Here is a 9,465-nt window from a genome sequence, read left to right on the forward strand (position 1 = left end):
TAATAGCCGCTTGCGGGGGAGGTCGGATCGCATCGCCAGATGCGATCCGGGTGAGGGTTCTCTCCACACGAAGAGTCTCGCCGCGGAGACACCCTCACCCCAGCCCTCCCGGAGCGAGCTATGCTCGTCCCGCAAGCGGGAGAGGGGAGCGCAGTGTCGTCTGGGGCACCACGCTAATTCCTGCGCTCCGCAACGAACCGCGCCGCCGCGCGCAGCACGTCGCCCTTCGGTCCGAACACCGACAAAGCGGCATCGGCGCGGGCGAGGAGGTCGCGGACGCGCTGCTTGGCGCCGTCGATGCCGAGCTGGGTGACGAAGGTGGTCTTGCCGAGGGCGGCGTCCTGGCCGGTCTGCTTGCCGAGCGCGGCAGCATCGCCCTCGACGTCGAGCAGGTCGTCGGCGATCTGGAAGGCTTCGCCGAGCGCGCGGCCGAAATCGTCGAGTGCCAGATATTCTTTCTCGGAGGACTGGCCGAGGATGGCGCCGGCGATGCAGCCGAAGCGGAGCAGCGCGCCGGTTTTCATCTGCTGCAGCCGCGCTACGTCCACCGGCTCGCGGTCGCCGAACCGGCCTTCGCCGGCCAGGTCGAGCATCTGTCCGCCTGCCATGCCGCCGACGCCGGAGGCGCGCGCCAGCGCGCGGGTCAGCGCCAGCCTGACGCCGGCATCGCGATGGATCTCGTCGCGGGTGATGATGTCGAAGGCGATCGTGAGGAGCGCGTCGCCAGCGAGGATCGCGGTCGCATCGTCATAGGTTTTGTGGAGGGTGGGGCGGCCGCGGCGCAGATCGCTATTGTCCATCGCCGGCAGGTCGTCATGGATCAGGGAGTAGCAGTGGATACACTCGAGCGCGGCCCCCGCCATCAGCGCGGCGTTGCGCGGCACGCCGAACACGGCGGCACTCTCGACCACCAGGAACGGCCGCAGGCGCTTGCCGCCGCCGAGGCTCGAATAGCGCATGGCCTCGATCAGCCGCCTCGGGCGGACGATCTCGTCCTGCTCCACGGTGTCGGCCAAAAGTTTCGCCAGCAGGGCCTCGGTATCGTCAGCGGTCTGGTCCAGACGCTTGGCGAATTCTGCAGTACCGGTCGTCATTAAGAATTGCTCCAGATCAGATTCCGGGGCGGACAATCGTTGATGGCATCGGCTTCGTCAATTCCGCCCGCCGGCCGGAAATGCCTTAAAAGTGCTGGAAAACCTGCCAATTATCGCGAAATCTCACCCGAAACCGGCCAATATTGCCGGCAGCGCCGACCCGCTTTCAGCCGGAACCTCCAATTTGCGCATTGTCCGGATCCTTTTGCTGCTGCTGGTGGCCGCGCTGCTCGTGCCCTACGTGCTGACACCGCTTTACCGGTCCGGCCATCCGGTCTCGGCGCTGATGGCTTGGCGCTACCTGAAGGGTGCGCCGGTCACGCGGCAATGGGTCGATTTCAATGCGATCTCGCCGTATCTCCCCCGCTCGGTGGTGGGGTCGGAGGATTCGAAATTCTGCAGCCATCGCGGCATCGACTGGGACGCGCTGCAGGATGCGATCGACGATGCCGAGGACGGCGAGCCGGGCCGGGGCGGCTCGACCATCACCCAGCAGGTCGCCAAGAACCTGTTCCTGTGGCCGGGCCGCAGTGTGGTCCGCAAGGCGCTGGAACTGCCCCTCGCCATATGGATCGATTTCGTGCTGCCGAAGCAGCGGATCCTGGAAATCTATCTCAACATCGCCGAGCTCGGCCCGTCCGGCCAGTTCGGGGCCGAGGCCGGCTCCCAATACGCCTTCGGCCATTCGGCGGCGACCCTGTCGCCGCGCGAGGCAGGGCTGCTCGCGGCGATCCTGCCCAATCCGGTCAAGCGCAGCGCCCGCAATCCCGGTCCCGGCGTACGCCGCCTGAGCGCAACCTATATGGCCCGCGCCAGCGCGGTTCAGCGCTGCTGGAGCGAGAGCCGCGGGTTCTGAATGCGCTGCATCGGCGCCTGGGAACTAGGGTTGCCCATTGGGGTCAAGAAGTAGTAAAACTTGCTCCCGGCAGTTGAAGGAGCTCTCATGGCATCGGTCGAGAAAGTGAGCGTCGCACTGACGAGCGAGCAAATATCGGCGCTCAAGGCCGCAGTAGACGCGGGAGAGTACGCCACCACGAGTGAGATCGTCCGCGAGGCGGTGCGGGACTGGCAATTGAAGCGTGAACTACGCCAGGAAGATATCAGACGGCTTCGGCAGATGTGGGATGTCGGCATTGCGAGCGGCTCAGCCGGCGATCTGGATATGAAGAAGCTGCGTGAAGAGGCCCGCGAGCGGCTAGAGAGTGCGAAGAAAGCCTCCGGCAATGCCGACTGAGCTGGTCTGGTCGAACCAGGCGCGTACTGACCTGCTGGACATCTACGTCATGATCGGGCTTGAACAACCCGCTGCCGCCGAGCGCTATTTCGATCGCATCGAAGCCAAGGCGGAGCTGCTGAGGTCGCAGCCAAGGATGGGTGTGCGTCGGTCTGATCTTCGTCCATCAATGCGCATGCTGGTCGAGGCTCCTTATCTGCTGCTCTACCGCACCGATCCGGACACCGATGAAGGCCCGATCGACGCGATCGAAATCATCCGGGTCGTTGCCGGGCGTCGGGACCTGCACGGCCTATTTTAGATAGGATGAAATTGTGCGCACTTACGGAGCCCCGCATGCGGCAATCGATAGCAAAATGATCATGTTATGTTCTGGCGGAATCGCGGAGGCTTGGCCTCGCTCGCAAGCGGAGAGGCAACGCAATCTGATCGCGTCAGGCCCTAGCTTTACGCCATCCCTTCCTCTATAAGCGCGGCCTTATTGGCATCGCAGCTCGCTTTTGACGCGCGTCCTTAATTTCGGACGATGCCTCCGCAACACCCCTAGAGGACCGTTATGGCTGTTCCCAGAAGAAAAACCTCGCCGTCGCGCCGTGGCATGCGCCGATCGGCGGATGCGCTGAAGAAACCGACCTATGTCGAGGACAAGGATTCCGGCGAGCTGCGTCGCCCGCACCACCTCGACCTAAAGACCGGCATGTACAAGGGCCGGCAGGTCCTGAAGAAGAAAGAATCCTGATCCTCGCGGGATCGGCGAACATTTGGATTCCCGGCTCTGAAAGCAGGGCCGGGATCACGATTGATTGGGCCGCCTGAAATCGGCCAATGAGTGCGATCAGACGGTCCGGGTCGGCGCGTCGAGCGTGATCCGGGAAGAGTGGCACCGGTTTTCCCTCGCGACAAACGCGTAGCGTTTGTGCGGAGGTCATGCTCAAACAATGAAATGAGATCATGATCCGATTCATCCCGATCGGATCACGCTCTCTGGGCGTTTCGCTCCTGGTTTCCTTCGCTAAGGCCTCGCTCGCATGGTCGGTTTTCCGCTGCTGCTGATTCCGCTCGCGGTCTACAACATCATCGTCTTCCTGATGCCCGGCGTTTCGCTGGCCGATCCGTTGCTGACGGTGACGCTGATGTCGGGGGCGGAATGGCCGATAACGCTGAACGACATCCTGCTGGCGCTCGGCATCCTCCTGCTGTTGCTCGAGGTCATCAAGGGCGCGCGACCGGGCGCCAAATTCGTGATGGATCATTTGCTGTCGCTGATCGTGTTCGGCGCGGCAGCCGCCGAATTCGTGCTGTGGCCGAAATTCGGCACCTCGACCTTTGGTCTGCTGACTTTGCTGGCATTGGCGGATTTCATCTCCGGAATCGCGCTTCGCACCCGCCGTCGTGCGGTGGCGCCCGCAACACCGGTGCAGCAAATCGAGCCGGAACCAGCCCCTCCGCCGCAACCCGCACCGGCGCCACCCCCACAGCCGGCTCCCGCGCCGGCCCCGCAGCCGGCTCCGCCGCCCGCTGCCTCAACGACGTCAGCGAACACGATGCCGCCGGCGGCTTCGGTCGCGGAATCGGTGCCGCTGGATCATTCCAAGCCGACGCAGGCGCAACCCGCGGTCGCCTCCCCGGACCTGCAGCCGAGCCGCAATCCGCCGACTGAACCGGAACAGCGCTGAGCGCGATCAGATGATCTGGCGCGTGCGGCGCGCGACGCCGCGCCGTTCCTGCGGATGGGCGCCATAGGCCATCTGCGCATCCGCCAGCGTGGCGCGCCGCAGCGGACGAGTCTCTGGCGCCAGCGCCGCAGTTGCGATCAGTTGGGTCACAAAGCCTGCGTCGGGCCGTGGCAGCGGCCGTTTGGACTCGGAGTGCAGGGATTCGGTCAGCGGGACGAGTTCAGCCGAGGTGGTGGCGGCGCCGGTTAAAACCTCGCCGTCCAGCACTTGCCTTGATCCGCCGGCTTCCGGCATCGCTGATCCCGCCCGATTGTCACGTTTCGGGACGCTACCATCCCCCTTGGCCTCGAACTCGCAAGGTCCATGCCGGTGCACGGGCTTTTGTTCCCGATGGCGGCAAAACGTGGTTTCCAGATTATTTATGAACTTTACCTAAGGTCTGACTGGAAACAGAGGCACACTCCGGGCTTGGAATCACTTACCCACTGTCACGTGCGTCCACCTGTATCCACTTGGCCCGTGTCCTGAATTGGCCGTGTCCTGAAACGAGGCGACAGCAGATGCCTTCCATCCCGCCAGCCGCCGACATCCTGGCTTCGCTCGGCCAAGTGACCTTTGTCTGGGATATTGCCTCCGATGCGCTCGTCTGGAGCGACAATGTGGCCTCGGTTTTCCCGGATCTCCCGGCGGAGGCGATTGCAAGCGGCGCTGCATTTTCCAGGCTGATCGAGCCATCGCGCGCGATCCGCAGCGATGCGTTCGGCCAACCCGCGCCGCTCCGCAGCGGCGAGGGCATGCCCTACCGAATAGAGTACGGCGTGCGGGCGAGCACCTCGGCGCCCGTGATCTGGATCGAGGAAACCGGCTGCTGGTTTGGCGGACCCGACGGCCGGCCCGTGCACGCCCAGGGCGTGATCAGGATCGACAATGAGCGTCATGCCCGCGACGAGCAGCTCGTGAAGCTGTCGCGACACGATCCGCTCACCGGCGAACTCAACCGCACCCATCTGATCGCCGCGCTCGCCGAGGCGATCGAGGAGGCTACACGCTTCCGTTCGTCCTGCGCCTTCATGCTGATCGGCATCGACCATCTGGCGCGCATCAACGACGCCTTCGGCTTCGACGTCGCCGACGCCGTGATCGCGGAGATCAGCAAGCGCATCCGCGCCCGCCTGCGCGGCGGCGACGTGCTCGGGCGTTTCTCCGGCAACAAGTTCGGGCTGATCCTGCGCAACTGCACCGTCGACGATGCCAATGTCGCCGCCGAACGTTTTCTCACCGCCGTGCGGGAGGAGATCGTGCCGACCAGGTCGGGCCCCGTCTCGGTGACGGCGTCGATCGGCGCGGTCAGCGTGCCGCGCCACGCCCGCAATGCCGATGAGGCGATCAACCGCGCCCAGGAGACGCTCGATACCACCAAGAGCCGCCGCGCCGGCTCGTTCCTGCTTTGGAAGCCGAATGTCGAGCGCGACGCTCAGCGCCGCGTCAACATCCGCGTCACTGACGAGATCGTCACCGCGCTGAACGAACGGCGCATCGTCGTGGCGTTCGAGCCGGTGGTCGAGGTGCAATCGCGGCAGCCTGCCTTCTACGAGTGCCTGGTGCGCATGCAGCAGGAGGACGGGCGGGCATTGTCGGCGCCCGACATCGTGCCGGTCGCCGAGCGTCTCGGCCTGATCCGGCTGGTCGATCACCGCGTGCTCGAGCTTGCGGTGGCCGAGCTTGCCGCTTCACCCGAGGTTCAGCTCAGCCTCAACATCTCGCCTGATACCACGATGGATCCGGACTGGCTGGCCGGAATCGAATCGCTGATGGCCGCGCATCCCGGCGTCGGCGAGCGCCTGATCGTCGAGATCACGGAGACGGTGGCGATCAGCAATCTCGACGAGGTGCGCGGCTTCGTCACGCGCCTGAAGAATTTCGGCAGCCGGATCGCGATCGACGATTTCGGCGCCGGTTACACCTCGTTCCGCAACCTGCGCAAGCTCGGCGTCGATATCGTCAAGATCGATGGCGCCTTCGTGCAGAACATCGCGCATTCCGCCGACGACCGCGCTTTCGTGCAGACACTGCTCGACCTCGCGCGCCGGCTCGGCATCAAGACGGTCGCGGAATGGGTACAGGATGAAGCGTCCGCGGTGATGCTGCGCGAATGGGGCTGCGACTATATCCAGGGCCGCCTGATCGGATTGGCCTCGCCGACGCGGCCATGGCACACGGCGGATAAGACGATGCCGGCGGCCGGGTAGCTGGTCGTCCACCGCTGGCTGTCATTCCGGGGCGATGCGATAGCATCGAGCCCGGAATCCATTCAGCGGCTCGCGCAAGCGGCCCAATGGATTCCGGGTTCGCGCTGCGCGCGCCCCGGAATGACGAACTCAATGGCAGGTTCGGAAGAGCCTACTCTTCCTTCTTCGTCGTCGTCTCGCGCGACATCCGCTCGAGGCGCTCCTGCATCTCCTTCATCTGGCGGCGCAGGTCGTCGATATTGGCGTCATCCGGCGCCGGCTCCGGCACTTTCTCGGGCTCGGGCGTTGCGGTTCCCGTGCGCGGCGGCACGAATGGCTTGAACATGGAGAAGGTCTGCTGGAACAGCTCCATGTTGCGCCGAACCTGTTCCTCGAGCGGGGCGAAGGGAGTTCCGCTCAGCGTGCTTGCGATCTGCTTGCGGAATTTCTCCTGCTCTTTCGTCAGCGTCTCGATCGACTGCTCGAGATATTTCGGCACCACCATTTGCATGCTGTCGCCGTAGAACCGGATCAACTGCCGCAGGAAAGTGGTCGGCAACAGATTCTGGCCGGCCTTGTTCTCCTGCTCGAAGATGATCTGCGCCAACACCGATCGGGTGATGTCGTCGCCGGTCTTGGCGTCGTAGACGAGGAAATCCTCGCCTTCCTTCACCATCGCGGCGAGATCCTCGAGCGTCACATAAGTGCTGGTTCCGGTATTATAGAGCCGCCGGTTGGCGTACTTCTTGATCGTGGTCGGGTGTTCTGATTTTGCCATGGGGGGCTCACACATCAACACCAGGAGGGAACCCTTTGCAGCATTGCTGCAGGGGTGATGCACACGCATCGCAGCAAAGGTAAGCATTTTCAAAGCCGCTCGGCAACGATTTGTGCGCCACGGTTAATTCCAAAGCATAGTTATTGCTCAGGAAAGCTCCAACAGGGTCAATTTAAGTGCGCCGCGGCAGGATTTGGCCGTCTGGCCGATTGACATGCCTCAAGGACGTTAACAGGATGAGGCCGAAAGATAGGCCCGCGTCCGGCCGCCCGCCCGCCGCCAAGCTACCCAGGCCAAACATCAAGCTCTAGGAGATGCCCATGTCAGACGATGTCGTCATCGTCAGCGCCGCCCGCACCCCGGTCGGCAGTTTCAACGGTGCGTTCGCCAACACTCCCGCCCATGACCTCGGCGCCATCGCCATCAAGGCGGCGCTGGAGCGCGCGGGCGTCGAGCCGGGCCGCGTGTCCGAAGTCATCATGGGTCAGATCCTGACCGCAGCCCAGGGCCAGAACCCGGCCCGCCAGGCCTCGATCGTCGCCGGCATCCCGGTGGAAAGCCCGGCCTGGGGCGTCAACCAGCTCTGCGGCTCGGGCCTGCGCTCGGTCGCGCTCGGCTACCAGGCGCTGGTCAATGGCGATTCCGAGATCGTCGTCGCCGGCGGCCAGGAATCCATGAGCATGGCCCCGCATGCGCAGTATCTCCGCGGTGGCGTCAAGATGGGCGGCGTCGAATTCGTCGACACCATGATCAAGGACGGCCTGTGGGACGCCTTCAACGGCTACCACATGGGCAACACGGCCGAGAACGTGGCGCGGCAATATCAGATCACCCGCGCCCAGCAGGACGAGTTCGCCGTCTCCTCGCAGCAGAAGGCCGAAGCCGCGCAGAAGGCCGGCCGGTTCAAGGATGAGATCGTCCCCGTCACCATCAAGACCCGCAAGGGCGACGTCGTGGTCGACACCGACGAATATCCGCGCCACGGCGCCACGCTCGACGCAATGGCCAAGCTCAAGCCCGCCTTCGAGAAGGACGGCACGGTGACCGCCGGCAGCGCGTCCGGCATCAATGACGGCGCCGCCGCCGTGGTGCTGATGACGGCGAAGCAGGCCGCCAAGGAAGGCAGGACGCCGCTCGCGCGCATCGTCTCCTGGGGCCAGGCCGGCGTCGACCCGAAGATCATGGGCACCGGCCCGATCCCGGCTTCGCGCAATGCGCTGAAGAAGGCCGGCTGGAGCATCGGCGATCTCGATCTGATCGAGGCCAACGAGGCGTTCGCGGCGCAGGCCTGCGCTGTCAACAAGGACCTCGGCTGGGATACGTCCAAGGTCAACGTCAACGGCGGCGCGATCGCGATCGGTCACCCGATCGGCGCGTCCGGCGCCCGCGTCCTTGTGACGCTGCTGCACGAGATGCAGAAGCGCGACGCCAAGAAGGGCCTCGCCACGCTGTGCATCGGCGGCGGCATGGGCATCGCGATGTGCGTTGCACGCGACTGAACAAGAGGCAACATGCCGGGTTGAATGATGAAAAGATCGTCTGTCAACCACAGTGCAAGCTGTTAAGAGAATGCCCGGCCTCGCGCCGGGCATTTTCGTTTTGGAATATCGATAGATTTCAAAAGACCGGCACAATGTCGGCTTAGAAAAAACGGCCAAGGAGGAGACGGACATGGCACGTGTTGCATTGGTAACGGGTGGGACGCGAGGTATCGGCGCTGCGATCAGCAAGGCGTTGAAGGCGGCGGGCTACAAGGTCGCGGCGACCTATGGCGGCAATGATGCCGCGGCGCAGAAGTTCAAGGAAGAAACCGGCATTCCCGTTTACAAATGGGACGTCGCCTCGTTCGATGCCTGCGCGGCCGGGGTCAAGCAGGTGGAGGCCGACATCGGCCCGGTCGACGTGCTTGTCAACAATGCCGGCATCACCCGCGACACCGCATTCCACAAGATGACGCTGCAGCAGTGGAACGAGGTGATCGACACCAATCTCGGCTCGCTCTTCAACATGACGCGCCAGGTGATCGAGGGCATGCGCGCCCGCAAGTTCGGCCGCATCGTCAACATCTCCTCGATCAACGGCCAGAAGGGCCAGTTCGGCCAGGTCAATTATTCCGCGGCCAAGGCCGGCGACATCGGCTTCACCAAGGCGCTCGCGCTTGAGAACGCCAAGGGCGGCATCACCGTGAACGTGATCGCGCCCGGCTACATCAACACCGAGATGGTGCAGGCGGTGCCGAAGGACGTCCTGGAGAAAAACGTGATTCCGCAGATCCCGGTCAACCGTCTCGGTGAGCCCGAGGAGATCGCGCGCGCGGTGCTGTTCCTCGCCGCCGACGACGCCGGCTTCATTACCGGCTCGACGCTCACCGTGAACGGCGGCCAGTATCACGCGTGATGTTTTCTCGCGTCATTGCGCGGAGCGATGGCGGACACATGCGGAAACGTAGAGCCTG

Annotated in this window: 11 protein-coding genes; 8 read left to right on the forward strand and 3 right to left on the reverse strand. The window is 64.1% G+C overall.

Translation table 11 applies throughout. The annotated features are described in order from the left end of the window. Positions 1 to 173 precede the first annotated feature (173 nt). Positions 174 to 1,094, reverse strand: a complete 921-nt coding sequence (locus tag CWO89_RS35890) for a polyprenyl synthetase family protein (protein ID WP_130583144.1) — start codon at positions 1,092 to 1,094, stop codon at positions 174 to 176. 184 nt (positions 1,095 to 1,278) lie between these two features. On the opposite strand from CWO89_RS35890, the gene mtgA reads away from it, so the two are divergent. The 5 genes from mtgA to CWO89_RS35915 all read left to right on the forward strand — a co-directional run bounded on the left by mtgA (position 1,279) and on the right by CWO89_RS35915 (position 4,004). After that, the gene (gene mtgA, locus CWO89_RS35895) at positions 1,279 to 1,950 is read left to right on the forward strand and encodes a monofunctional biosynthetic peptidoglycan transglycosylase (protein ID WP_130583153.1); all 672 of its coding nucleotides are present in this window, start codon (positions 1,279 to 1,281) and stop codon (positions 1,948 to 1,950) included. A gap of 87 nt (positions 1,951 to 2,037) precedes the next feature. Next, complete coding sequence (locus CWO89_RS35900) at positions 2,038 to 2,328, forward strand: ribbon-helix-helix domain-containing protein (RefSeq protein ID WP_130583145.1); 291 nt, start codon at positions 2,038 to 2,040, stop codon at positions 2,326 to 2,328. Beyond that, positions 2,318 to 2,629 (forward strand): type II toxin-antitoxin system RelE/ParE family toxin, encoded by a 312-nt coding sequence (locus CWO89_RS35905; RefSeq protein ID WP_130583146.1) that lies wholly within the window; start codon positions 2,318 to 2,320, stop codon positions 2,627 to 2,629. Before CWO89_RS35900 ends, CWO89_RS35905 begins: the two co-directional genes overlap by 11 nt. Before the next feature lie 255 nt (positions 2,630 to 2,884). Beyond that, positions 2,885 to 3,067: a 50S ribosomal protein L32 gene (gene rpmF / locus CWO89_RS35910; RefSeq protein ID WP_024509484.1), complete on the forward strand. Its 183-nt coding sequence runs from the start codon at positions 2,885 to 2,887 to the stop codon at positions 3,065 to 3,067. Between the two features lie 289 nt (positions 3,068 to 3,356). Then, positions 3,357 to 4,004: a hypothetical protein gene (locus tag CWO89_RS35915; protein ID WP_130583147.1), complete on the forward strand. Its 648-nt coding sequence runs from the start codon at positions 3,357 to 3,359 to the stop codon at positions 4,002 to 4,004. Positions 4,005 to 4,010: 6 nt separating this feature from the next. Here the strand turns inward: CWO89_RS35915 and CWO89_RS35920 are convergent, their stop codons facing one another. After that, positions 4,011 to 4,298, reverse strand: coding sequence for a hypothetical protein (locus CWO89_RS35920; RefSeq protein WP_130583148.1), 288 nt, complete (start codon positions 4,296 to 4,298; stop codon positions 4,011 to 4,013). 266 nt (positions 4,299 to 4,564) lie between these two features. Between CWO89_RS35920 and CWO89_RS35925 the strand changes: the two genes are divergently transcribed. Beyond that, entirely contained in the window at positions 4,565 to 6,253 is a 1,689-nt protein-coding gene (locus CWO89_RS35925) for a putative bifunctional diguanylate cyclase/phosphodiesterase (protein ID WP_130583149.1), read from the forward strand. Between the two features lie 151 nt (positions 6,254 to 6,404). Here the strand turns inward: CWO89_RS35925 and phaR are convergent, their stop codons facing one another. Beyond that, on the reverse strand, positions 6,405 to 7,010 hold the full coding sequence (gene phaR, locus CWO89_RS35930; RefSeq protein WP_130583150.1) for a polyhydroxyalkanoate synthesis repressor PhaR: 606 nt from the start codon (positions 7,008 to 7,010) through the stop codon (positions 6,405 to 6,407). Positions 7,011 to 7,330: 320 nt separating this feature from the next. Here phaR and CWO89_RS35935 point away from each other — a divergent pair, with 320 nt between their 5' ends. Beyond that, entirely contained in the window at positions 7,331 to 8,509 is a 1,179-nt protein-coding gene (locus CWO89_RS35935) for an acetyl-CoA C-acetyltransferase (RefSeq protein ID WP_130583151.1), read from the forward strand. A gap of 172 nt (positions 8,510 to 8,681) precedes the next feature. After that, positions 8,682 to 9,407: an acetoacetyl-CoA reductase gene (phbB, locus tag CWO89_RS35940; RefSeq protein ID WP_130583152.1), complete on the forward strand. Its 726-nt coding sequence runs from the start codon at positions 8,682 to 8,684 to the stop codon at positions 9,405 to 9,407. Positions 9,408 to 9,465: the final 58 nt, after the last annotated feature.

This window comes from Bradyrhizobium sp. Leo170, assembly GCF_004296405.1.
GTDB lineage: Bacteria > Pseudomonadota > Alphaproteobacteria > Rhizobiales > Xanthobacteraceae > Bradyrhizobium.

Bases quoted from the DNA above. Each gene is read 5' to 3' on its own strand.
- phaR (WP_130583150.1), bottom strand. From the start codon at position 7,010: ATGGCAAAATCAGAACACCCGACCACGATCAAGAAGTACGCCAACCGG.
- CWO89_RS35905 (WP_130583146.1), top strand. From the start codon at position 2,318: ATGCCGACTGAGCTGGTCTGGTCGAACCAGGCGCGTACTGACCTGCTG.
- rpmF (WP_024509484.1), top strand. From the start codon at position 2,885: ATGGCTGTTCCCAGAAGAAAAACCTCGCCGTCGCGCCGTGGCATGCGC.
- CWO89_RS35890 (WP_130583144.1), bottom strand. From the start codon at position 1,094: ATGACGACCGGTACTGCAGAATTCGCCAAGCGTCTGGACCAGACCGCT.
- phbB (WP_130583152.1), top strand. From the start codon at position 8,682: ATGGCACGTGTTGCATTGGTAACGGGTGGGACGCGAGGTATCGGCGCT.
- CWO89_RS35935 (WP_130583151.1), top strand. From the start codon at position 7,331: ATGTCAGACGATGTCGTCATCGTCAGCGCCGCCCGCACCCCGGTCGGC.
- CWO89_RS35920 (WP_130583148.1), bottom strand. From the start codon at position 4,298: ATGCCGGAAGCCGGCGGATCAAGGCAAGTGCTGGACGGCGAGGTTTTA.
- CWO89_RS35925 (WP_130583149.1), top strand. From the start codon at position 4,565: ATGCCTTCCATCCCGCCAGCCGCCGACATCCTGGCTTCGCTCGGCCAA.
- CWO89_RS35915 (WP_130583147.1), top strand. From the start codon at position 3,357: ATGGTCGGTTTTCCGCTGCTGCTGATTCCGCTCGCGGTCTACAACATC.
- CWO89_RS35900 (WP_130583145.1), top strand. From the start codon at position 2,038: ATGGCATCGGTCGAGAAAGTGAGCGTCGCACTGACGAGCGAGCAAATA.